25 protein-coding genes are annotated in these 23,266 nt (G+C 53.0%); 12 read left to right on the top strand and 13 right to left on the bottom strand.

Annotation, left to right across the window (positions count from 1 at the left end; all coding sequences use genetic code 11):
- Positions 1-58 precede the first annotated feature (58 nt).
- Positions 59-403 (top strand): RidA family protein, encoded by a 345-nt coding sequence (locus I6L53_RS09280; RefSeq protein ID WP_042318496.1) that lies wholly within the window; start codon positions 59-61, stop codon positions 401-403.
- Positions 404-410: 7 nt separating this feature from the next.
- Here I6L53_RS09280 and I6L53_RS09275 read toward each other — a convergent pair whose 3' ends face one another.
- Positions 411-593 (bottom strand): YoaH family protein, encoded by a 183-nt coding sequence (locus tag I6L53_RS09275; RefSeq protein ID WP_042318495.1) that lies wholly within the window; start codon positions 591-593, stop codon positions 411-413.
- 73 nt (positions 594-666) lie between these two features.
- On the opposite strand from I6L53_RS09275, the gene pabB reads away from it, so the two are divergent.
- The 4 genes from pabB (at position 667) to I6L53_RS09255 (ending at position 5,909) form a co-directional block, all read left to right on the top strand.
- A complete protein-coding gene (gene pabB, locus I6L53_RS09270) occupies positions 667-2,028 on the top strand; it encodes an aminodeoxychorismate synthase component 1 (RefSeq protein WP_042318494.1) in 1,362 nt (453 codons plus the stop codon).
- A gap of 3 nt (positions 2,029-2,031) precedes the next feature.
- Positions 2,032-2,610: a CoA pyrophosphatase gene (locus tag I6L53_RS09265; RefSeq protein WP_042318493.1), complete on the top strand. Its 579-nt coding sequence runs from the start codon at positions 2,032-2,034 to the stop codon at positions 2,608-2,610.
- 185 nt (positions 2,611-2,795) lie between these two features.
- Entirely contained in the window at positions 2,796-4,160 is a 1,365-nt protein-coding gene (gene sdaA, locus I6L53_RS09260) for an L-serine ammonia-lyase (RefSeq protein ID WP_042318492.1), read from the top strand.
- Between the two features lie 150 nt (positions 4,161-4,310).
- Positions 4,311-5,909 carry an EAL domain-containing protein gene (locus I6L53_RS09255; RefSeq protein WP_042318491.1) on the top strand — a complete coding sequence of 533 codons (1,599 nt, stop codon included), beginning with the start codon at positions 4,311-4,313 and terminating at the stop codon, positions 5,907-5,909.
- 6 nt (positions 5,910-5,915) lie between these two features.
- Here I6L53_RS09255 and yoaE read toward each other — a convergent pair whose 3' ends face one another.
- Positions 5,916-7,475 carry a CNNM family cation transport protein YoaE gene (yoaE, locus tag I6L53_RS09250; RefSeq protein ID WP_042318490.1) on the bottom strand — a complete coding sequence of 520 codons (1,560 nt, stop codon included), beginning with the start codon at positions 7,473-7,475 and terminating at the stop codon, positions 5,916-5,918.
- On the bottom strand, positions 7,463-7,546 hold the full coding sequence (locus I6L53_RS23800) for a hypothetical protein (protein ID WP_378078463.1): 84 nt from the start codon (positions 7,544-7,546) through the stop codon (positions 7,463-7,465). Before I6L53_RS23800 ends, yoaE begins: the two co-directional genes overlap by 13 nt.
- 370 nt (positions 7,547-7,916) lie before the next feature.
- On the opposite strand from I6L53_RS23800, the gene manX reads away from it, so the two are divergent.
- From manX to mntP, 5 genes are all read left to right on the top strand, one after another.
- Positions 7,917-8,885 (top strand): PTS mannose transporter subunit IIAB, encoded by a 969-nt coding sequence (gene manX / locus I6L53_RS09245; RefSeq protein WP_042318488.1) that lies wholly within the window; start codon positions 7,917-7,919, stop codon positions 8,883-8,885.
- Positions 8,886-8,943: 58 nt separating this feature from the next.
- Positions 8,944-9,744: a PTS mannose/fructose/sorbose transporter subunit IIC gene (locus tag I6L53_RS09240; RefSeq protein WP_042318487.1), complete on the top strand. Its 801-nt coding sequence runs from the start codon at positions 8,944-8,946 to the stop codon at positions 9,742-9,744.
- A gap of 12 nt (positions 9,745-9,756) precedes the next feature.
- Positions 9,757-10,608, top strand: a complete 852-nt coding sequence (locus I6L53_RS09235) for a PTS mannose transporter subunit IID (RefSeq protein ID WP_042318485.1) — start codon at positions 9,757-9,759, stop codon at positions 10,606-10,608.
- A 60-nt stretch (positions 10,609-10,668) separates the two neighbouring features.
- On the top strand, positions 10,669-11,127 hold the full coding sequence (locus I6L53_RS09230) for a DUF986 family protein (RefSeq protein ID WP_042318484.1): 459 nt from the start codon (positions 10,669-10,671) through the stop codon (positions 11,125-11,127).
- 417 nt (positions 11,128-11,544) lie between these two features.
- A complete protein-coding gene (mntP, locus tag I6L53_RS09225; RefSeq protein ID WP_042318687.1) occupies positions 11,545-12,111 on the top strand; it encodes a manganese efflux pump MntP in 567 nt (188 codons plus the stop codon).
- Here mntP and rlmA read toward each other — a convergent pair.
- From rlmA to mgrB, 6 genes are all read right to left on the bottom strand, one after another.
- The gene (gene rlmA, locus I6L53_RS09220) at positions 12,108-12,917 is read right to left on the bottom strand and encodes a 23S rRNA (guanine(745)-N(1))-methyltransferase (protein WP_042318483.1); all 810 of its coding nucleotides are present in this window, start codon (positions 12,915-12,917) and stop codon (positions 12,108-12,110) included. The two genes, mntP and rlmA, sit on opposite strands and share 4 nt — an antisense overlap.
- Before the next feature lie 63 nt (positions 12,918-12,980).
- Positions 12,981-14,726: a peptidoglycan glycosyltransferase FtsI gene (gene ftsI / locus I6L53_RS09215; RefSeq protein ID WP_042318686.1), complete on the bottom strand. Its 1,746-nt coding sequence runs from the start codon at positions 14,724-14,726 to the stop codon at positions 12,981-12,983.
- 220 nt (positions 14,727-14,946) lie between these two features.
- On the bottom strand, positions 14,947-15,156 hold the full coding sequence (gene cspE, locus I6L53_RS09210; RefSeq protein ID WP_001062678.1) for a transcription antiterminator/RNA stability regulator CspE: 210 nt from the start codon (positions 15,154-15,156) through the stop codon (positions 14,947-14,949).
- Between the two features lie 12 nt (positions 15,157-15,168).
- Positions 15,169-15,312: a DUF2627 domain-containing protein gene (locus I6L53_RS09205; protein WP_042318481.1), complete on the bottom strand. Its 144-nt coding sequence runs from the start codon at positions 15,310-15,312 to the stop codon at positions 15,169-15,171.
- A 656-nt stretch (positions 15,313-15,968) separates the two neighbouring features.
- Positions 15,969-16,256: a YebO family protein gene (locus I6L53_RS09200; protein WP_042318480.1), complete on the bottom strand. Its 288-nt coding sequence runs from the start codon at positions 16,254-16,256 to the stop codon at positions 15,969-15,971.
- Between the two features lie 74 nt (positions 16,257-16,330).
- Positions 16,331-16,474: a PhoP/PhoQ regulatory lipoprotein MgrB gene (mgrB, locus tag I6L53_RS09195; RefSeq protein ID WP_042318479.1), complete on the bottom strand. Its 144-nt coding sequence runs from the start codon at positions 16,472-16,474 to the stop codon at positions 16,331-16,333.
- Positions 16,475-16,634: 160 nt separating this feature from the next.
- On the opposite strand from mgrB, the gene I6L53_RS09190 reads away from it, so the two are divergent.
- Entirely contained in the window at positions 16,635-16,874 is a 240-nt protein-coding gene (locus I6L53_RS09190) for a YobH family protein (protein WP_042318478.1), read from the top strand.
- A gap of 108 nt (positions 16,875-16,982) precedes the next feature.
- Here the strand turns inward: I6L53_RS09190 and kdgR are convergent, their stop codons facing one another.
- The gene (gene kdgR / locus I6L53_RS09185) at positions 16,983-17,774 is read right to left on the bottom strand and encodes a DNA-binding transcriptional regulator KdgR (RefSeq protein WP_042318476.1); all 792 of its coding nucleotides are present in this window, start codon (positions 17,772-17,774) and stop codon (positions 16,983-16,985) included.
- A 176-nt stretch (positions 17,775-17,950) separates the two neighbouring features.
- On the opposite strand from kdgR, the gene I6L53_RS09180 reads away from it, so the two are divergent.
- Positions 17,951-19,324 (top strand): MFS transporter, encoded by a 1,374-nt coding sequence (locus tag I6L53_RS09180; protein WP_042318475.1) that lies wholly within the window; start codon positions 17,951-17,953, stop codon positions 19,322-19,324.
- Positions 19,325-19,368: 44 nt separating this feature from the next.
- On the opposite strand, the gene htpX is transcribed toward I6L53_RS09180, so the two are convergent.
- The 3 genes from htpX to proQ form a co-directional block, all read right to left on the bottom strand.
- Positions 19,369-20,250, bottom strand: coding sequence for a protease HtpX (gene htpX / locus I6L53_RS09175; protein WP_042318474.1), 882 nt, complete (start codon positions 20,248-20,250; stop codon positions 19,369-19,371).
- A gap of 193 nt (positions 20,251-20,443) precedes the next feature.
- On the bottom strand, positions 20,444-22,492 hold the full coding sequence (prc, locus tag I6L53_RS09170) for a carboxy terminal-processing peptidase (protein WP_042318473.1): 2,049 nt from the start codon (positions 22,490-22,492) through the stop codon (positions 20,444-20,446).
- 19 nt (positions 22,493-22,511) lie between these two features.
- Positions 22,512-23,201 (bottom strand): RNA chaperone ProQ, encoded by a 690-nt coding sequence (proQ, locus tag I6L53_RS09165; RefSeq protein WP_042318472.1) that lies wholly within the window; start codon positions 23,199-23,201, stop codon positions 22,512-22,514.
- Positions 23,202-23,266 lie beyond the last annotated feature (65 nt).

The following is a 23,266-nucleotide window of genomic DNA, read 5'->3' as shown; positions in this document are numbered from 1 at the left end:
TGACAATATGGCAGTCTTGCCATTTGATGCAGAACGTTAAGTTAAAGAGGAAGGGTTTATGACTATCATCCGTATCGATGCCGAAGATCGTTGGTCTGACGTGGTGATCCACAACAATACGCTCTACTACACTGGCGTACCGGCAAACCTCGATGCCGACGCCTTTGAGCAGACCGCTAATACGCTGGCGCAGATTGACGCCGCGCTGGAACAGCAAGGCAGCAGCAAGTCACGTATTCTTGACGCCACTATTTTTCTCGCCGATAAGAACGACTTCGCGGCGATGAATAAGGCCTGGGATGCCTGGGTCGTGGCCGGTCATGCGCCGGTACGCTGCACGGTTCAGGCTGGGTTAATGAATCCAAAATACAAGGTTGAGATTAAGATAATCGCCGCGGTGTAAGCCGGGATTACTCATCTTCGTCATCTTCAAAACGCGCCACAATCCGCTCGCCGGTATGAGTGGCGCGCAGTTCTTCTGCCACTAGCATAATCGCCTGACCGCTGCTCATTCCCTGTGACATGAGTTCCTGAATACGCTCAACCGCTTTCTGTTGCTGCTCGTGACTGAGTGAAGGTAAACCTGCAAACATCGTTAACTCCTGCTAAATTGTCAGCGCTAATTATTTCATGCAACCCGGAACATAGCCAGTACAGTCAGGATCAATGAAGACGTTATCTCCCGCTATTATCACGCTCCCCTGGCGCCAGGACGCCGCCGAACAGTATTTCGCGCCAATAAGCCATCTGCCGTGGGCGATGCTGTTGCACTCTGGTCATGCGGATCACCCGCATAGCCGCTTTGACATCGTAGTGGCCGATCCGGTTTGCACCGTGAAAACGCACGGCGAGACGACGCAGATCCGCGATGCACAGGGCGCTCGTCTTACTCACGACGACCCTCTGACGGTGCTGCAAAAAACGCTGACGGCGCTGAACCTCCAGCCGCCGGTGAACGCCGACTTACCGTTCCAGGGCGGTGCGCTGGGGTTATTCGGCTACGATCTGGGGCGTCGATTCGAAATTCTGCCCAGTCACGCCCGGCAGGATATCGCGCTGGCAGACATGGCGATCGGCCTCTACGACTGGGCACTCGTTGTCGACCACTCGCGCCAGACCGTAACCCTGCTCAGCCATTCGGACGTCCAGGCCAGACTCGCCTGGCTGGAAAGCCAGCAATCCCCTGAGCGTGCGCCGTTCAGGTTAACCGCAAACTGGCGCTCGAATATGACGCGCGAGCAGTATGGAAAGAAATTCCGCCAGGTGCAGGCGTATCTGCACAGCGGCGACTGCTATCAGGTCAATCTGGCCCAGCGTTTTCAGGCGTCTTATCAGGGCGATGAGTGGCTGGCCTTCGAGCGGCTGAACAGGGAGAACCGCGCCCCGTTCAGCGCATTTTTACGCCTGGATGAAGGCGCTATTCTGAGCCTGTCGCCCGAACGGTTTATTCTTCTGGCCGACGGCGAGATTCAGACCCGCCCGATTAAAGGCACTCTGCCACGTCTTCCACAGGAAGAGGCAGACCGAAAGCAGGCGCAGAAACTGGCGAACTCAGCGAAAGATCGGGCGGAAAATTTAATGATTGTCGATCTGATGCGCAACGACATTGGTCGCGTGGCAGCGCCGGGCTCGGTGAAAGTACCAGAGTTGTTCGTGGTCGAGCCCTTCCCGGCGGTGCATCATCTGGTCAGCACCGTCACCGCGCGCTTACCGACCACACGACATGCCAGCGACCTGCTCCGCGCCGCGTTTCCGGGCGGCTCGATTACCGGCGCACCAAAGGTACGCGCGATGGAAATCATTGATGAACTGGAACCGCATCGGCGCAATGCCTGGTGCGGCAGCATTGGTTATCTGAGCGTCTGCGGCAATATGGATACCAGCATTACCATCCGCACCCTGACCGCCGTGAACGGTCAACTGTACTGCTCCGCCGGCGGCGGCATCGTGGCTGATAGCGAGGAACAGGCGGAATATCAGGAAACCTTTGATAAAGTTAATCGTATCCTGCAACAACTGGAGAACTAAAACGTGGATAACAAGAGCCTGACGCTGGATGATTTTTTATCGCGCTTCCAACTTTTGCGCCCGCAGATTAATCGCGAGTCGCTGAACCTGCGCCAGGCCGCCGTGCTCGTTCCCGTGGTTCGCCGCCCCCAACCGGGACTGCTGCTGACCCAGCGTTCAGTACATTTACGCAAACATGCCGGACAGGTGGCCTTCCCGGGCGGCGCGGTTGACAGCACCGATGCCTCGCTCATCGCCGCCGCGCTGCGCGAAGCAGAAGAAGAAGTCGCGATCCCACCAGAAGCCGTTGAGGTGATCGGCGTCCTGCCGCCGGTTGACAGCGTGACCGGGTTCCAGGTGACGCCAGTGGTTGGCATCATCCCGCCCAATTTGCCCTGGCGTGCCAGCGAAGACGAGGTGTCTGCGGTCTTTGAAATGCCGCTGGCGCAGGCGCTGCATTTAGGTCGCTATCACCCTCTGGATGTCTGGCGTCGTGGTGATTCGCATCGCGTGTGGCTTTCGTGGTATGAACATTATTTCGTCTGGGGCATGACTGCGGGAATTATTCGTGAGCTGGCGCTACAGATTGGCGTGAAACCCTGACTATACTTATCTTTACGCGCGGAAGACACAATCTGAAACTCCCATCACAACATTAGTAAAAACGCGGTTACTCATTAGTTTAATTCATGTGAATAGTTAAGCCGATCCCCGCGTTCCCTCTTACACTATGCGCAGTTATTACATCGTTTCTGGAAGTTTCCAGTCACCCTGTCAGGAGTATTATCGTGATTAGTCTATTCGACATGTTTAAGGTGGGGATTGGTCCCTCATCCTCCCATACTGTAGGGCCTATGAAGGCGGGTAAACAGTTCGTCGATGACCTGGTCGAAAAAGGATTACTGGATAGCGTTACCCGTGTTGCCGTCGACGTGTATGGTTCACTGTCGCTTACGGGTAAAGGTCACCACACCGATATCGCCATTATTATGGGTCTGGCAGGTAATGAACCTGCTACCGTGGATATTGATAGTATCCCAGGCTTCATCCGCGACGTAGAGACGCGCGGTCGCCTCCTGCTGGCATGCGGTCAGCACGAAGTGGATTTTCCACAGAATGACGGCATGCGTTTTCATAACGGCAATCTGCCGCTGCACGAAAACGGTATGCAGATCCATGCGTATAACGGCGATGCCGTCGTTTACAGCAAAACCTACTACTCCATCGGCGGCGGTTTTATCGTCGATGAAGAGCATTTCGGCCAGGATGCAGCGAATGAGGTGAGTGTCCCTTATCCGTTCAAATCCGCAACCGAGCTGCTGGAGTACTGTAACAGCACTGGCCTGTCCCTTTCCGGGCTGGCGATGCAGAACGAGCTGGCCTTACACGACAAGAAAGAGATTGAAGAGTATTTCGGTCACGTCTGGCAGACCATGCAGGCCTGTATCGATCGCGGCATGAATACCGAAGGCGTGTTGCCAGGTCCGCTGCGCGTCCCGCGTCGCGCCTCTGCGCTGCGTCGAATGCTGGTTTCCAGCGATAAGCTCTCTAACGACCCGATGAACGTGATCGACTGGGTGAACATGTTCGCCCTCGCCGTCAACGAAGAGAACGCGGCGGGTGGTCGTGTAGTCACTGCGCCAACCAACGGTGCATGCGGTATCGTGCCTGCCGTGCTGGCCTACTACGATCACTTCATTGAATCCGTCAGCCCGGATATTTATACCCGCTACTTCCTGGCGGCAGGCGCTATCGGCGCGTTGTATAAGATGAATGCCTCGATTTCGGGTGCGGAAGTCGGCTGTCAGGGCGAAGTCGGTGTGGCCTGTTCAATGGCAGCGGCCGGTCTTGCAGAACTGCTGGGCGCGAGCCCGGAGCAGGTGTGCGTTGCCGCTGAAATCGGCATGGAACATAACCTGGGACTGACCTGCGATCCGGTTGCTGGTCAGGTGCAGGTGCCGTGCATTGAACGTAATGCGATTGCCTCTGTTAAAGCGATCAACGCCGCCCGGATGGCGATGCGTCGTACCAGCGCGCCGCGCGTCTCACTGGATAAGGTCATCGAAACGATGTACGAAACCGGTAAGGATATGAATGCCAAATACCGCGAAACCTCGCGCGGCGGTCTGGCCATTAAAGTTCAGTGTGACTAAACCAATCAACCAGCAAGACTAATACTTTTTCCTCGCCCATCTGCAACGGATGGGCGAAATTTGTCCCCTTACTCGTCTGTTTGCCGTTTCCCCACTACACTTGCTCTGTTACGGTCGGCTTTTGTGGCTGACGGTTTTCAGGTGGCCCGCATGCAGACAGCACAACGGATCATAAAAAAGTATCGTCGCAATCGCTTTATTCTCTGTGCATTTTGCGCGCTTGCTACGCTCATCCTGACACTGAGCATCCGATTTATTTCACAGCGGAATTTAAATCACCACCACACGGTTACCTTTGCCTCCCGGGCGGTCGCCACGCTTGATGAAGTATTGCGTCCGTTGCAAAACGGCCGGGATATTCTGTTACCGCTGATTGGCCTTCCTTGTTCCGTTACGCATCTCCCGCTACGCAAACAGGCCGCCAGACTGCAAACGGTACGCGCAATCGCCCTGGTCCAGCGCGGCATACTCTACTGCTCGAGCGTCTTTGGTTATCGTAATATCCCGATTCACCAGCTTCAGCCCGAGCTCCCCACTACAAATGCGCAACTGCTGTTGTCCACCGATCCGCTGCTCATCAAAGGCAGCCCGATTCTCATCCAGTGGTATCCGTCCTCTCCCGATGGTAAGGACGGTGTGCTGGAAATTGTTAATATTGATCTACTGACCACCCTGCTACTGGAACCACGTAAGCCATTGATTACCGGAGCCAGCCTGACAGTCGGCAACCGACATTTGATTTACGGGAACGGCGTAGTGGAAACACTCCCCACGCTCAAAAATGAGCAGCGTTATCAACTCACGTCGCAACACTATCCTTTTACCATTAGCGTGACCGGACCTGCCGCAGAAGAACTGGCGCTCAAAACCTTACCCACGCAACTGCCGCTGGCACTGATGCTCAGTCTGCTGGTGGGGTATCTGGCGTGGCTGGCCACTGCCAATCGGATGAGCTTTTCCTGGGAGATCAATCTCGCGCTGGCACAACGCGAATTTGAGCTTTTTTGCCAGCCGCTGCTGAACGCGCGGACGAAACAGTGCATGGGGGTGGAGATCCTGTTGCGCTGGAATAATCCTCGTCAGGGGTGGATTTCACCGGATGTGTTTATCCCGATTGCCGAAGAGCATCACCAGATCGCACCGCTGACGCGCTATGTGATAGCAGAAACCATTCGGCAACGTCATTTTTTCCCCATGAGCAACCAGTTCCATATTGGCATTAACGTTGCTGCCAGCCATTTTCAACAAGGGGAATTATTAAAAGATCTCGAACAGTACTGGTTCAGTCAGCAACCCATTCAGCAACTGGTGATTGAACTCACCGAGCGGGATGCGCTGCGGGATGTCGATTATCGCATCGTTCGCGAGTTGCAACGGCAAAACATTAAACTGGCGATCGATGATTTTGGTACCGGCAACAGTTCGTTGTCATGGCTGGAAAAGTTGCGTCCTGACATTTTGAAAATTGATAAGTCCTTTACCAATGCGATTGGTACTGATGCGGTCAATTCAACGGTGACCGACATCATCATCGCCCTTGGGCAGCGTCTGCATATCGAACTGGTTGCGGAAGGGGTTGAAACACAGGAACAGGCGCAGTATCTGCGCCGTCATGGTGTGGATTTATTACAAGGGTTTTTATTTGCAAAGCCGATGCCGCTGCGCGACTTTCCGCAATGGCTGGCGGGAAGTCTTCCGCCGCCGCCCAGGCATAACGGACGCATGACGCCCGTTATGCCTCTGCGTTAGAAAAGATTACTCCTCTTCTTCTTGCGCAGGTTGCTCTTTAACAATTCGTACCAGATCCACGCGGTAATCATTGGCGTCGATAATAGTAATACTCAGCGGAGGAACCTCGATCACATCGCCCGTACGGGGAATGTGACCATTAGCCGCAATCACCAGCCCCGCGACCGTCGCGATGTCTTCGTCTTCATCGACCAAATTATCCACCGCCAGCGCCTGTTGCAGGGCATGCAGATCGGTACCGCCTTTGACTAACCAGCCATCGCCGTCAGCGGTAATTTCTGGGGTTTCATCCGCATCCGGGAACTCACCGGCAATGGCTTCGAGGACATCCAGCGGCGTAACCAGCCCCTGTACCACGCCAAACTCGTTGGTGACGATAACAAAACTACCGCGTGCACGACGCAGAACGCCCAGCAGGTTGATAGGATCCAGGGTTTCCGGCACCACAATTGCCGGTGACGCAGACGCGATAGCCGCCACGTCGACACCTTCTTCCAGCGCCACCAGCAACTCTTTCGCCCGTACAATACCGATGATCTCATCCAGTTCGCCACGACATACCGGGAACAGGCTATGCGGGGAGGAGAGCAACTGCTCGCGGATCTCATCGACACTCAGATTGGCATCCACCCAGCTAATTTCGCCGCGCGGGGTCATAATGCCGCGCAACGAGCGCTGTGCAAGCGTCAGAACGCCGTTAATCATGTAACGCTCTTCTTCCGCAAAAGCCCCTTCAGGGATCGGGACGGCAGCCTGGCTGTCGGATTCATGCGACACCGCCGCCTGACGTTTTCCGCCCATCAGGCGCAGGATCGCGTCAGCCGTACGCGCACGCAGCGGCAACGTTGACTGATGGCGAATAAAGTTACGACGCGCAATCTGGTTAAACACTTCGATAATGATCGAGAAGCCAATCGCGGCGTACAGATAGCCCTTCGGAATATGGAAACCAAAACCTTCGGCGACCAGGCTCAGACCAATCATCAGCAGGAAGCTCAGGCAGAGCACCACCACCGTCGGATGTTGGTTGACGAAACGCGTCAGCGGCTTGGACGCCAACAGCATCACCGCCATCGCAATGACCACCGCCGCCATCATCACGGGCAGGTGGTTCACCATGCCGACGGCCGTAATGACCGCATCCAGCGAGAACACGGCATCCAGGATAACGATCTGCGTCACAACCACCCAGAAGCTGGCATACCCTTTGCCATGCCCGGAGTCATGCTCACGGTTTTCCAGCCGTTCATGAAGTTCCGTCGTGGCTTTGAACAACAGGAAAATCCCCCCCAGCAACATGATCAGATCGCGACCGGAGAAGGTGAAATCCATGACGGAAAACAGCGGCTTTGTCAGGGTGACCATCCACGAAATAATGGACAGCAAGGCCAGACGCATCACGAGCGCCAGGGATAAACCAATCAGGCGCGCTTTGTCACGCTGCTTCGGCGGCAGCTTATCCGCAAGAATCGCAATGAAGACCAGGTTATCGATACCCAGGACAATTTCCAGGACGACAAGCGTGAGCAAACCCGCCCAAATCGAGGGGTCCATTAAGAATTCCATGACAAGCTCCTGCTTAAGGAATGGTTAACAGGCGATAAAACACGATGCAGACAAAACGTGTGGCAAGAAATGCCAGACTGGCAGGCGCGATGCGGCCTGAAGGTGAAATGACGTCGGTGACGATCCATACAGCGGGCTAGTGCCCTATACTCCTGGTAAGTTAAACAGAACGTAAACATAACAGAGGCAACGTGTTTTTGGCAAAGATTTACCTTCCTTTGCAAAGAGTGTCACAGGGATATTTTACTCTACGAAATTTCTCATTGGCGAAAGCTAAATTACGGATCTTCATCACATAAAATATTTTTTTCGATATCTAAAATAATTCGCGGACATCATATGTTTTTCATTGTAACCCTTATCTGAATCGATTCTGTTGCGGACGGCGATTCAAATACATCTCTCACGTTGATGTGTTAACGATAATAAAGGAGGTAGCAAGTGACCATTGCTATTGTTATAGGCACACATGGTTGGGCTGCAGAGCAGTTACTCAAGACAGCAGAAATGCTGTTAGGCGAGCAGGAAAACGTCGGCTGGATCGATTTCGTGCCCGGCGAGAATGCTGAAACGCTGATTGAAAAGTACAACGCTCAGTTGGCAAAACTCGACACCAGTAACGGCGCGCTGTTTCTCGTCGATACATGGGGAGGCAGTCCGTTCAACGCTGCCAGCCGCATTGTCGTCGACAAAGAACAGTATGAAGTCATTGCCGGGGTGAACATCCCCATGCTGGTCGAAACGCTGATGGCGCGTGACGACAACCCGAGCTTCGACGAACTGGTGGCATTGGCTGTTGAAACCGGCCGCGAAGGCGTGAAAGCGCTGAAAGCGAAACCGGTGGAAAAAGCCGCCCCTGCCCCCGTCGCCGCAGCCCCCAAAGCGGCGGCCCCGGCAAAACCGATGGGACCGAACGATTATATGCAAATCGGTCTGGCCCGTATTGATGACCGTTTAATCCACGGTCAGGTGGCTACCCGCTGGACCAAAGAAACCAACGTTACCCGCATTATCGTTGTCAGCGATGAAGTGGCTGCAGACACCGTGCGTAAAACGCTGTTGACGCAGGTAGCGCCTCCTGGCGTGACCGCTCACGTGGTGGATGTAGCCAAGATGATTCGCGTTTACAACAACCCGAAATACGCTGGCGAACGTGTGATGCTGCTGTTCACCAACCCGACTGATGTTGAGCGCATTGTCGAAGGCGGCGTGAAAATCACCTCCGTTAACATTGGCGGTATGGCTTTCCGTCAGGGCAAAACGCAGGTCAACAACGCCATTTCTGTCGATGAGAAAGACATCGAAGCCTTTAACAAACTCAATGCCCGCGGTATTGAGCTTGAGGCGCGTAAAGTGTCGACCGATCAGAAACTGAAAATGATGGATTTGATTGCCAAAGTGGGTAAGTAACCCCTGGCATTGAATGAGCTTTCACACTTAAGGCTGTTATAGCAATAGGAGAAGTACAATGGAGATTACCACTCTTCAGATTGTGCTGGTGTTCATCGTCGCATGTATCGCGGGTATGGAGTCGGTACTCGATGAATTTCAGTTCCACCGCCCACTGGTGGCCTGTACGCTGATTGGCGCCGTTCTCGGGGATATGAAAACCGGTATTATCATCGGTGGTACCCTGGAAATGATCGCCCTGGGCTGGATGAACATCGGTGCTGCCGTTGCACCAGATGCCGCACTGGCGTCCATTATCTCTACCGTTCTGGTTATTGCGGGCCACCAAAGTATCGGTGCCGGTATCGCGCTGGCTATTCCGCTGGCCGCAGCAGGTCAGGTTCTGACCATTATCGTTCGTACTATCACCGTGGCATTCCAGCACGCGGCGGATAAAGCGGCGGAAAACGGTAACCTGACGGCGCTCTCCTGGCTGCATGTCTCTTCCCTGTTCCTGCAGGCGATGCGTATCGCTATCCCGGCGGTAATCGTGGCGATTTCCGTAGGTACCAGCGAAGTTCAGGGCATGCTCAATGCGATTCCGGAAGTGGTAACGGGCGGTCTGAACATCGCCGGTGGCATGATCGTTGTGGTCGGTTACGCGATGGTTATCAACATGATGCGTGCAGGCTATCTGATGCCGTTCTTCTATCTCGGCTTCGTGACTGCAGCATTTACTAACTTCAACCTGGTTGCTCTGGGTGTGATTGGTGCGGTAATGGCCATCCTCTACATCCAACTGAGCCCGAAATATAACCGCGTGGCGGGTGCACCCGCGCAGGCTGCTGGTGACAACTCCCTCGATAACGAACTGGACTAACAGGTGAGCGAAATGGTTGATATGACTAAAACTACCACTGAGAAAAAACTCACACAGAGTGACATTCGTGGCGTGTTCATTCGTTCTAACCTGTTTCAGGGTTCATGGAACTTCGAACGTATGCAGGCGCTGGGTTTCTGCTTCTCTATGGTACCGGCTATTCGTCGCCTGTATCCGGAGAACAACGATGCGCGTAAGCAAGCCATCAAGCGTCACCTGGAATTCTTTAACACCCATCCGTACGTTGCGGCGCCGGTTCTCGGCGTAACGCTGGCGATGGAAGAACAGCGTGCTAACGGCGCAGAGATTGACGATGGTGCCATCAACGGTATCAAAGTCGGTCTGATGGGGCCGCTGGCAGGCGTAGGCGACCCGATTTTCTGGGGTACTGTGCGTCCGGTATTCGCTGCGTTAGGTGCGGGTATTGCGATGAGCGGTAGCCTGCTCGGTCCGCTGCTGTTCTTCATTCTGTTTAACGCAGTTCGTCTGCTGACCCGTTATTACGGCGTCGCCTACGGCTACCGCAAAGGCGTCGATATTGTTAAAGATATGGGCGGCGGCTTCCTGCAAAAACTGACCGAGGGGGCGTCAATCCTCGGCCTGTTTGTCATGGGGGCGTTGGTTAACAAGTGGACGCACGTGAACATTCCGCTGGTGGTCTCAACCATCACCGGTCAGGATGGTCAGACGCGCGTTACCACCGTACAAACCATTCTCGACCAGTTGATGCCGGGTCTGGTTCCGTTGCTGCTTACCTTCGCCTGTATGTGGCTGCTGCGTAAGAAAGTAAACCCGCTGTGGATTATCGTTGGCTTCTTCGTCATCGGTATCGCGGGTTACGCGGTCGGCCTGTTAGGTCTGTAAGACTGTAGTACACTACGGGGCCGCTAAGGCCCCGTTTTTTATCTGGAGGAACAAGGATTAATGACTATTACGGACCTGGTGCTGGTTATCTTTATTGCTGCGCTGCTGGCTTACGCTATTTACGATCAGTTCATCATGCCACGCCGCAATGGCCCGACTTTGCTTGCCATCCCCCTCTTACGCCGAAGCCGCGTGGACAGCGTCATCTTCATTGGCCTCATTGCGATTCTTATCTACAACAATGTCACCAGCAATGGGGCTGTCGTGACCACATGGTTATTATGCGCACTCGCATTGATGGGGTTTTATATTTTCTGGATCCGGGTACCGAAGATCCTCTTCAAACAGGGTGGATTTTTCTTCGCCAATGTGTGGATAGAATATAACCGTATTAAAGAGATGAATTTATCAGAAGATGGCGTTCTGGTGATGCAATTAGAACAACGGCGTCTGCTTATTCGCGTACGAAATATCGACGATCTGGAAAAGATATATAAGCTTCTCGTTTCTTCTCAGTAAGTTACAAACATAGCCTGTGCTTTGTTTTTCAAAATTTATAACAGTTAAAAACATAGCTAAGGCTATACCCAAGTCGTAAAAATGTTATTTATCTTAACGTTCTATCTACCAATAAATCTAAATGAAAATCGTTTTCAATCAGAAGTTAAATAATATTTCCCTACAGTTGTTTTATATTCAAAAAATATGTTAAGGTTGCGCCGTCATTTGGGGAGTAGCCGATTTCCAGACTCCGGAAATGTACGTGTCAACATACTCGTTGCAAAACGTGGCACGTACGGACTGAAACCTCTTTCAGTCAGGCGAGACCATAGGCACATCAACTGCTATGCGTACTGTATGAACTCCCGTGTTCAGGTGCGCATGTTTACTGGGGGCAGTGGTGTGTTTTATGGAAACCCCGGTCAGGACGCTGTCATGAATATCACCGCCACTATTATTCTCGCTTTCGGCATGTCGATGGATGCTTTCGCGGCGTCAATTGGCAAAGGTGCCACCCTGCATAAACCCAAATTCTCTGAAGCGCTGCGCACCGGTTTGATCTTCGGCGCAGTTGAAACATTGACGCCGCTGATCGGCTGGGCGCTGGGCATGTTAGCCAGCAAATTTGTGCTGGAATGGAATCACTGGATTGCCTTCATTCTGCTGGCCTTTCTGGGCGGACGAATGATTATAGAAGGATTTCGTGGCGCGGATGATGAAGACGATGAACCGCTGCGCCGTCACGGTTTCTGGTTACTGGTCACTACCGCCATCGCCACCAGCCTCGACGCCATGGCGGTCGGTGTAGGGCTGGCGTTCCTGCAGGTCAACATTATCGCTACCGCACTGGCTATCGGCTGCGCCACGCTGATGATGTCCACGCTGGGGATGATGGTCGGTCGTTTCATTGGCCCGCTGCTTGGTAAACGGGCTGAAATTCTGGGGGGAGTGGTGCTGATCGGCATCGGCGTCCAGATCCTCTGGACGCACTTTCACGGTTAATCCGCGCGTTGCCAGAGGTGAAGACGAAAATCCGTCTGGCAGTCAAACGTTTCTCGATTCGCCAGCTGTTCCCAGACCTCCGGCTTCGCCCGCCAGGCAAAAGGTGTCATCTGCAATAGCGCCACCGCTTCCTTTCCGCTCAGGCGCATCGGGTACGCCAGCGCGATATCTTCCAGCAGGTTGAACCCTGCCAGTTGCTCAGTATGCGGTGCATGGAGTCGAACTTCATCGTAAATCAGCCCTTTCAGCTCCATTAAATGGCGCGGTCCCGGTGTTGCGGTGAAAACCCAGCCGTGCGGCTTGACCACGCGCGCCAACTCTTGCGCTTTACACGGCGCGTAAATTCGCACAATCGCATCCTGGCTGGCATCAGCAAACGGCAGACGATGGCTCGATGCGACGCAGAATGTCACCTGGGAATAGCGCCTGGCCGCCGCTTTGATGGCGACCTTCGCCACGTCCAGTCCATACGTGGTCGCCGTCGGCAGCGCATCTGCAAAGGCGTGAGTGTAATACCCTTCCCCACAACCGATATCAAGAATCGAGGTCGCCGACGCGTCGAGGCGCATGGAAAGTTGTTCAACGATGGCATCACGCAGCGGCTGATAGTGTCCGGCATCGAGAAATGCACGCCGTGCCTGCATCATCTCCGCACTGTCACCCGGATCGCGCGAGCGCTTATGCTGCACCGGCAACAAATTGACGTATCCCTCTTTTGCCACATCAAACTGATGCCGCTGCGGACAGATAAAACTGTTATTGATGTGCGCAAGAGGCTGGTGACAAAGTGGGCAGGAAAACGACATAACAACTCCGGCAGGTGAATTCAGGGCGCAAGTGTAACGCGATTTACGCCCTGGGAGAATCACTTAGCGCGCAGGGAGTGGCTGCGGATCGCTGTGCATCACCAGCAGATGACGGGAGTCGGCGGGCATGCCATCCGGTTTGACGTTTTCCAGTCGCAACACATCCCCCATAATCTGGCTAAAAACCGGTGCTGATACCGCGCCGCCATAATAGGCACCGTTCTGCGGATCGTTGATCACCACCACCAGCGCAAACCGCGGGTTGCTTGCCGGTGCCACACCTGCGGTGTAGGCCACATACTTATCCACGTATTTGCCGTCATCACCGATTTTCTTCGCCGTCCCGGTTTTAACCGCCACACGATAATCCCTGACTGCCGCCTTCGTCCCACCGCCACCCGGCAAAGCGACACTCTCCATCATATGTTCTACCTGTCTGACCAATGTTTCCGACATGACCCGTTTGCCGATGACGGGCGGATCGATACGCGTGATGGAGAGCGGACGGTACAGGCCAAAACTACCAATCGTGGCATAGACGTGCGCCAGTTGTAGCGGCGTCACCATCAGGCCGTAACCAAAGGCAAAGGTTGCGCGGTCCAGATCGCTCCAGTAGCGGCGCTGTGGCATCAGTCCCTGACTCTCCCCGGTGAGTCCCAGCCCCGTAGGCTGACCGAAGCCAAATCGTTGATAGGTATCTTCTAATCGCTGAATGGGCATCGCTAACGAAAGATGCGATACGCCGGTGTCACTCGATTTCTGCAAAATACCAGTCAGCGTCAGTTCCGGATAAAAACCTACGTCACGAATGCGATGTCCGTCGAGGAAAAACGGATGGGTATCAATGACGCTGTCAGGCTGCACAATCCCCTGCTCAAGCGCCGTCATGATGACCAGTGGTTTCACCGTTGACCCCGGTTCAAAGGTGTCGCTAATCGCACGGTTGCGAAAATCGTCGAGTACCGCCCCGTCACGGTTATTCGGGTTAAAATCGGGGAAGCTGGCCATCGCCAGAATCTCACCGGTGGCGATGTTGACCAGCACGGCAGCGCCGGATTCCGCTTTGTTCCAGCTAACCGCATTGTCCAGTGCATCCTCGGTGACCGTCTGTAGTCGCTCATCAATGCTGAGCTGAAGTTCATGCGCCGGTACAGGATTGACTTCCGTGATGTTTTCAATCACATGCCCGAACTTATCCTTGCGGACCAGACGGGAACCCGGCTTACCCATTAACTGCGCGTTAAAGCTTTTCTCAACGCCTTCAATGCCCTGTCCATCGATGTTGGTAAAACCAATCAGGTTCGCCGCCACATGTCCTGCCGGGTAAAATCGCCGGGACTCCTCTCGCAAGCTGATCCCGGGAAGATGCAACTTGTCGATCCACTTCGCCTGTTGAGGAGAAACCTGACGCGCAAGATAGATAAACCGTGCAGAAGGATCGTGATTAACGCGTGCCGCCAGGGTTGTGAGCGAGAGATGCAGCGTATTCGCCAGCGCTTGCCAGCGCTCACTGATGCCGACACCGCCTTTGCTCAGCACGGTTTGCGGGTCCGCCCAGACCGCATTCACCGGCACGCTCACCGCCAGCGGTCGTCCCTGCCGGTCAGTAATCATTCCGCGCGGCGATGCCGTGGTGACTTCGCGTAACGAACGCATGTCTTCTTGCCTGACCAGGGGATCGGGTTCGACAATCTGCAACCATGCGACGCGCCCCAGTAACCCCCCCAGACTCAGCAATATGGCTATACAAAGCAGAGCAAAGCGTAGCGGTGTAAAACTTCGCCCTGTACCATCACTTTTCTTTTTCACCTGTTCTCCGGCAAACATAATATTCAGGTGACTGATTTAACGGGAATAACGGCGGGAAAGCGGTGAGAACTGTGCTAATAACATCACGGCTTTGCAACAAAGCGCTAACGAAGGAGGCGTTCAGACATACTTTGAAGGAAGATGCATGAAAAAGCCCCGCATCAGCGAGGCTTTAAATCTGAGGTTGATGCGCAGACGCGCTTCAAATCAGTGGTGTCGATCAGATAGCTGTTACGTTAACAGCAGCCGGACCTTTCTGGCCGTCCTGAATTTCGAACTCAACGTTCTGGCCTTCAGCCAGAGTTTTGAAGCCATTACCCTGGATAGCGGAGAAGTGTACGAACACATCTTTGCTGCCATCAGCCGGAGTAATAAAGCCAAAACCTTTAGACTCGTTGAACCACTTAACTTGACCTTTAATCTTTGCCATTTGCAAAATTCCTTAGAGTGTTTTCTTAGCCCGCAGGCCTAACATAGATAAAACTGAGACATTACTGCTTGAGGCACTAATATAAGGTTCGGCAGAGAAGCGGTATTCAACGACAACGTGTTTACTCAGGACTTCTTTACTGAAAATGCCACACATAAACAGAACTGTACCTCGTTTAACCCAAAACGTGTTATCACATACAACGTTAATTATGGCAAGCCATTTTTAAACGTGTCTCGATCGGTCGCACAAATCTCACCAGTCGACACAGAGTATCTGCACAGTTATGCGTCAATTCTCAAGCCGATATATTCCCGCTTTCTTGCTGAGCCCTTGTCAGACCAGCATCGCAGCGGGGACTTTTCAACCATAGCCCAATAACTTCACGACTTCCAGATCATCGCGATGGTGAAATGCGGAGTCAGGTCGTTATCACAAATTCTGCTTTGTTATGCATAATTTGTCTCAACACAAAATGACCCCTTATCATAATAACGACACATTTCGCCCTATCTTGATATCCACTGTTCTTATGCACTCATTTAATGAAAGAATGATGACAATGCACAAAAATAGGGAAAGAAACGTTTCGCTTTTTATAAAGCCGATCATTCTCACAAAACGGGGAAGATCGCATTATTAACGTATGGAAAAATATAATTAAGTGTGTGCAGACAATAACCGACGAAATGCGTCAGGAAGAAACGGATATAGCGATGGGGTGTGCAACTGCACTAATTGCGTGCAGGATAATGACCAGGAAGGAAAGACCGACGGGACGCCAGTCCATTCGCTTCCTGTTTACAAGGAGATTAACGCTCTGCAACCAGACGGATGATGTCGTCGTCCTCTTGCGGCTCATTGGCCTTCGGCGACGCCTCAGCCACTTTTTCCGGCTCGTTCGCTTCACAGAGACGACGCAGTAAGGCATTTTGTCGCTTCTGCTGATCTAACAACGCTTCCAGCAGCTCAATCTGCTCATTGGTCCGCGAGCTGGCTCGGTTGATAAAGAACCACAGCACCAGCCCAACAATCAGAACCCCCACCGATACAATCAACGACGCAAAATTAAGCACGCCGGAATTCACTACTTCATTCATTTCACCACCTCAATGTAGACGCGCCATTTTACCACCGCGCCACAGGAAGGAAATCAACAGATGAAAAAATGATCTCACCAGGGGATAAATTTATTGATGGCGCAAATTCCGCTGAAAAATTGTACATCCTGGTCACACATGATGTTGAACACCTGGGCCCACAGCAACAGGCACACAAGCACCACCACCACCAGAATTATCCATCGAAACTTTTTCACTCCACTCTCCGCATCAACATCTTATGCCTCCAAATTATCATGTCTATCTTAAACCAGGACTAACTACAGGAGACATTAGCGTTTTTTTAAGAATCCTTTACTTGTATCAATGTGCGTAAGCGCTAAGCTCAGTCTAACGTATAGAAGAAAAGAGGTCATAATGCGTTTGATTATTCGCGCTATCGTGCTGTTTGCGCTTGTCTGGATTGGATTATTACTCAGTGGGTATGGTGTTCTGATAGGTAGTCAGGAGAATGCGGCCGGACTGGGATTGCAGTGCAAATATCTTACCGCGCGAGGAACCGCCACCGCGCAATATGTTCATACCGATAGCGGTATCATAGGGTTAACGGATTGCCCGCTATTGCGTAAAAGCACCGTGGTCGTCGATAACGGTTAATCTTCCGCCACTCTGATGTCCATAATGCATATCTCTTAAGCAGGCTGTCATCTGGGTAAAAACTGCCGGCGCAAAAGCCGGCAGTTTATTATCAACATCATGACGTCATCAGAAGGGATAATTGTTGTAACCCATCTGCTCAGAGATTTTACGCGCCGCGGTATGCAGCATCGAAACGTACTCATGCAGGTTTTCTTCAGAAAAACGCAGCGTCGGGAAGGAGATGCTCAGGCCAGCGATCACGACACCAAAACGATCGAATACCGGTACACCGATGCAGCGTAAACCTTCTTCTTGCTCTTCGTTGTCTTCACCGTAGCCCTGCTCGCGGACTTTATCCAGCACTGGCAGCAATGCTTCTGTGGTGGTGATGGTGCGTCCGGTGCTGCGTTTGTACTCAACACCGTCCAGAATCTGCTTCACCTCATCACGATCGCGCCAGGCCAGCAGCACTTTACCAATTGCGGTGCTGTAAAGCGGGTTACGACGTCCTACGCGCGAATACATGCGCAGATTGTACATCGAATCAATCTTATGGATGTATACGATGCTATCTTCATCCAGCGCTCCGAGGTGCACGGTCTCTTTAGTCAGACGAGAGAGTTCGCGCATCTGGATGTCCGCGCTGCGGATAAGGTCAACATTCTGTAGCGCACGCGCGCCCAGTTCAAACAGTTTCAGCGTCAGAGAATACTTCTCGGACTCACCTTCCTGTGACACATAACCCAGTGTTTTCATGGTCTGTAAAAAGCGATAAACGGTGCTTTTTGACATCATGACGCGTTGTGATAACTCGGTAATCCCTATTTCGCGCTCTTCACCCAGCGCCTGCAAAATGCCAAAAACTTTCAGCACGGAAGATACAGAATCGGGTTGTTTATCCAGATCTGCGTTAGCCATCTATCACCTCATTACGAGTGTTTTATAAAAATCAGAACGATTTTTTATTATAATTTCATGGTCAGGCGCCCGCAATCCATCTTTGCTAACTCCGTTACAAATCTGCGACATAAAGCCTGAATATCAATGCTAGAATCACTACCCTGATCATATTCTTCGCAGAAACTATCAATCACATGAATAAATCCCAGGCCGATGGCCTGCCGCTTCCGCAGCGATATGGCGCCATTTTAACCATTGTTATTGGTATTTCGATGGCCGTACTGGACGGTGCCATTGCCAACGTGGCTCTCCCCACCATTGCCGCTGATTTACGCGCCTCAGCCGCCAGCTCAATCTGGGTCGTTAACGCTTATCAGATCGCCATTGTCGTTTCGTTACTGTCGCTGTCATTTCTTGGCGATATGTTTGGCTATCGCCGCATCTACAAATGCGGGCTGGTCGTCTTTCTGCTGGCTTCACTGTTCTGCGCACTCGCAGACTCGCTACAGATGTTAACGATGGCGCGTATCGTGCAGGGGTTTGGTGGCGCGGCGCTGATGAGCGTCAACACCGCGCTGATCCGTCTGATTTATCCTCAGCGCCATTTGGGGCGCGGGATGGGCATCAACTCCTTTATTGTCGCCGTCTCTGCGGCCGCAGGCCCAACCATTGCCGCAGCAATCCTTTCGATCGCTTCCTGGAAATGGCTGTTTCTGATCAACGTGCCGTTAGGAATTATTGCGCTAATTCTGGCGATACGCTTTCTCCCGCCCAATGGTTCACGCAGCAATAAACCGCGTTTTGATATCCCCAGCGCCGTGATGAATGCCCTGACGTTTGGCCTGTTGATCACCGCCCTGAGCGGCTTTGCGCAAGGTCAGTCCCTGACGCTGGTCAGTGCTGAACTCATGGCAATGGTCTTGGTGGGCTACTTCTTTATCCGCCGTCAGCTCGCATTGCCGGTGCCGTTATTACCGGTTGACCTGCTGCGTATTCCGCTTTTTTCACTGTCGATTGGCACCTCGATCTGCTCCTTCTGCGCTCAAATGCTGGCGATGGTCTCCCTCCCCTTCTACCTGCAAACGGTACTGGGACGCAGTGAAGTTGAGACGGGGTTGCTGCTCACCCCCTGGCCGCTGGCAACGATGGTCATGGCACCACTGGCCGGCTATCTGATCGAACGCGTCCATGCTGGTTTGCTGGGGGCGCTGGGTCTGCTGGTGATGGCAAGCGGGCTGTTTGCCCTGGTGTTGCTTCCTGACGTGCCGTCCGATCTGAATATCATCTGGCCGATGATCCTCTGCGGTGCCGGGTTTGGTTTATTTCAGTCACCCAATAATCATACGATCATCACGTCAGCACCGCGTGAACGCAGCGGTGGCGCAAGCGGCATGCTGGGAACCGCTCGTCTGCTGGGACAAAGCTCGGGCGCGGCGCTGGTCGCGCTGTTGTTGAACCAGTTCGGGGATAACGGCACGCATGTTTCTCTGCTGGCTGCGGGGATTCTGGCGACCGTGGCGGCGGTGGTGAGTGGTTTACGCATTACACAACCCCGGGCGCAAGCGTAAAAAAAGCGCGTCCCCGGACGCGCTTTCTCTTCATGCTGACAGGCTTACTTCAGGTATTCCCCACTGCGCAGCGCTTCGATACGTTTATCCAGCGGCGGGTGAGTCATGAACAGCTCGCTCAGCGATTTACCTTTACCATTAATGCAGAAAGCCATCATGCTGGACGCTTCCTGCGGTTCGTAGCTGGTTTTCAGACGCTGTAGCGCAGCTATCATCTTTTCACGCCCTACCAGTTTGGCGGAACCTGCATCGGCGTGGAATTCACGGTGGCGAGAGAACCACATGGTAATGATGCTCGCCAGGATACCGAAGACCAGTTCCAGTACCATCGCAACCGCAAAATAGATCATCGGGTTACCGTTGCTGCCTTCACCTTCATCACGGTTGCCACCGAGAAAACCGGCGGCGATCTGCGCCAGAATACGCGAGATAAAGATAACAAAGGTGTTCACAACGCCCTGAATCAGCGTCATGGTGACCATGTCACCGTTCGCGATATGGCTAATTTCATGGGCAATAACCGCTTCAGCTTCATCCGGGCTCATGTTTTGCAGCAAGCCGGTACTGACTGCGACCAGAGACGCATCACGGCGCGCCCCGGTGGCAAACGCGTTAATGTCCGGCGCATGGTAAATAGCGACCTGCGGCATGGCGATACCGGCCTGACGCGCCTGCGTGGCAACCGTATTCATTAGCCAGCGTTCTCTTTCGTTACGCGGTTGCTCGATCACTTCCCCACCGACGGAACGTAACGCCATCCATTTGGACATCAGCAGTGAAACGAAGGAACCACCAAAACCGAACAGCAACGCCATAATCATCAGGCCCTGGACGCTGCTCGACTGAATCCCTGTCAGGCTCAGCACCAGCCCGAAAACGACCATAACGGCAAGGTTCGTCAACAGGAAAAGCGCGATTCGCATCATAATCTTCTTTTAACCTCAACTTAACAAAACGCACTATGCGATTACCCACATCGTATGGGTCGTACCGCTATTTTCAAGCATCAATGCCCGGTAAGTCACCAGAAAGACACAACTTTACATTTTGTTGCACCAGGCTGACGACTTCATGCGCTTGTTAAAAAAAACAGGCACAATTTCTTGTGCCTGTATGAAGTTACTTCGCCGCGGTGGGTTGTTCCGCTGGCTTCGCTTTCTCAAGCGTCGCCAAATCCAGCGCGATCTTCACCGTTTCATCAAGATACGGATCCGGCTCCTGGTAATCTTTTGGCAGATCATCCAGTTTCTTCAGAACCGGTTTCCCTTCACGTTTAAACCGGTCGTTGATTCTCGCCAGACGCATCGCATCATCCTCGTTATTCTCTTTTTCACGCTGCGCGTAATTCAGAGACGCGATGTTACGTTTGTCCTTCATCGCATTGAAACGAGCGATATCCTTCATGATGTACTGGAACTCAGGATCCTGCGCGATACGCGCATTGTGCTCTTTGAGTAATTCAGGACCGAACGGTGTCAGATCGTCTGATTTCACATACGTTGCGGCGTCGATGCTATCCCACGGCAACGCATTATCTTCAAACTTCTCGCCGGTTTCTGTCTCTTCATTCCCCGTCGGCATGATGATATCCGGCGTGACGCCTTTACGCTGGGTACTACCGCCATTCACACGATAAAACTTCTGGATCGTATACTGTACAGAGCCCAGTGCAGGCCATTCCGGACGCAGCATCTGATCGTAAATACGGTTCAGCGAACGATACTGCTGTACGGTACCTTTACCGAAGGTCGGTTCGCCGACGATCAGTGCACGACCGTAATCCTGCATGGCTGCCGCAAAAATTTCCGATGCCGACGCACTGAAGCGATCGACCAGCACCACCAGCGGACCTTTGTAGTAAACAACGCCATCGGTATCGCTGTCCTCACGGACTTTGCCATTATTGTCGCGAACCTGAACCACCGGTCCAGAAGGAATAAACAGACCAGACAGAGAAACCGCCTCAGTCAGCGCGCCGCCACCATTGGTCCGCAGATCGATGACGATGCTGCTGACATTCTGTTTTTCCAGTTTCTGCAACTGAACTTTGACATCGTCAGTCAGGCCAACATAGAAGCCAGGGATATCCAGCACGCCGACTTTCTCTTTACCCACTGTTTTCACTGACATCTTAACCGCGCGGTCTTCCAGACGGATGCGTTCCCGCGTCAGTGTAACCGTTCGGGTTTTTGTTCCTTTGCCGGCGGGCAGAACTTCAAGACGAACTTTACTGCCTTTTGGCCCTTTGATGAGTGCAACAACGTCATCCAGGCGCCAGCCGATCACATCGACCATGCTTTTTCCCGTCTGCCCCACGCCGACGATGCGATCGCCAACGCTAATCGCTTTGCTCTTCGCCGCCGGGCCGCCTGCGACCATGGAGTTGATAACCGTATAGTCATCGTCCATCTGCAATACGGCACCAATCCCTTCCAGGGACAGGCTCATCTCGGTATTAAACTGTTCGGTATTGCGTGGCGAAAGGTAGTTGGTGTGCGGATCAATTTCGCGGGCAAACGCCGTCATCGCCAGTGAGAAAACGTCTTCACTGTTGGTTTGCGTCAGACGACGGATCGCGGATTTATAGCGACGCGTCAACGTCTCGCGAATTTCTTTATCGTCTTTGCCGGTCAGCTTCAGACTTAACTCATCGAACTTCACCTTGCCGTCCCACAGCGCATTCAACTCGGCCTCGTCTTTCGGCCAGGGCGCTTTGCTGCGATCAAGATTAAAGGTATCAGTGCCGGTGAAATCCATCGGACGTTCCAGCACTTTCAGCGCGTACTGAAAACGTTCGAAGCGACGCTTTTGCGCCAGATTATAGAGATCGTAAAAAACGTCGAGCTTACCCGAACGCAATTCATCCCCCAACTGCCCTTTCTTCTTCGCAAACTGCTCGACATCTCCCGCCAACAGCACGTTGTGGCTGTAGTCGAGTAAATTCAGATAGCGGTCGAAAATTTTGGCGGAAAAGGCTGAATCGAGATCGAACTGACGATAATGAGAACGTGTAAAACGCGACGTAACGCGTTCACTCACCGTGGCGTGCTGGGTCTCTTCCTTAAGAACAGGAATCTGATCGGCACGCGTAATGTCGTCCACAGCGAAGGTCTGGCCTGCTATTGCAAGCAGGCCAGCTAACGCGGTAAGCCTAAAAAATGTGTTCATGCCAGGCCTGGCCTCCGTTTCAGAACACCAGGTGTTCTGCGCGTACAATCAAAGACATACCCGAATTCAGCTGTACACGGACGCCATCTTTGGTGATTTCTAATACGGTGGCATCCATCGCATCGTTGCCAGCTTTCACCTTCAGAGACTGTCCAACGCTCAGCGCTGAAATATCCGAAACCGGAGTCAATTTCTCTTCACGAGGTGCGCGTGGCGCTTTCACGGCCGGTTTTTCAGCACGCGGTTTACGCTCAGTCGCTTCTTTGCGGCGCGGTGCTGCAGGACGCGGCTTACGTTCACGGCGAGGGGCGTCTTCGGTTTCCCCTGCGGCGGCGGCAGCTTCGCGTTTTTTCGCTTGCTGCTCTGCCCGCTGCGCCTGAACGCGAGCTTTCGCTTCTTCAAGCTGCTTACGCGCATGTTCAACGTGCTGCTCATCCAGCTCACCACATGGGTTGCCGTCGAGATCGACACGCGTTGCGCCCGGCTTAACGCCGTACAGGTAACGCCAGCTTGAAGTATAAAGACGTAAAGCGGAACGAAGTTGCGTTTTGCTGAGGTTCATTTCGCCCTCAATACGCTCTACCAGATCCTGAAAAATGCCAATTTTCAGTGGGCGCGCTTCGCCTTCCGCACTAAAACACTGCGGAAAACGCTCGGCCAAAAACGCGATGACTTCTTTACTGCTATTCAACTTAGGTTGATTTTCCATGAAATTTCCTGATTACAACGGACGTAGCCAACAAGCAGCAGGCATGAACAGGCGACATTATAATG

Source organism: Citrobacter farmeri (genome assembly GCF_019048065.1).
GTDB lineage: Bacteria > Pseudomonadota > Gammaproteobacteria > Enterobacterales > Enterobacteriaceae > Citrobacter_A > Citrobacter_A farmeri.
This window is presented reverse-complemented; position numbering and strand designations above follow the sequence as displayed.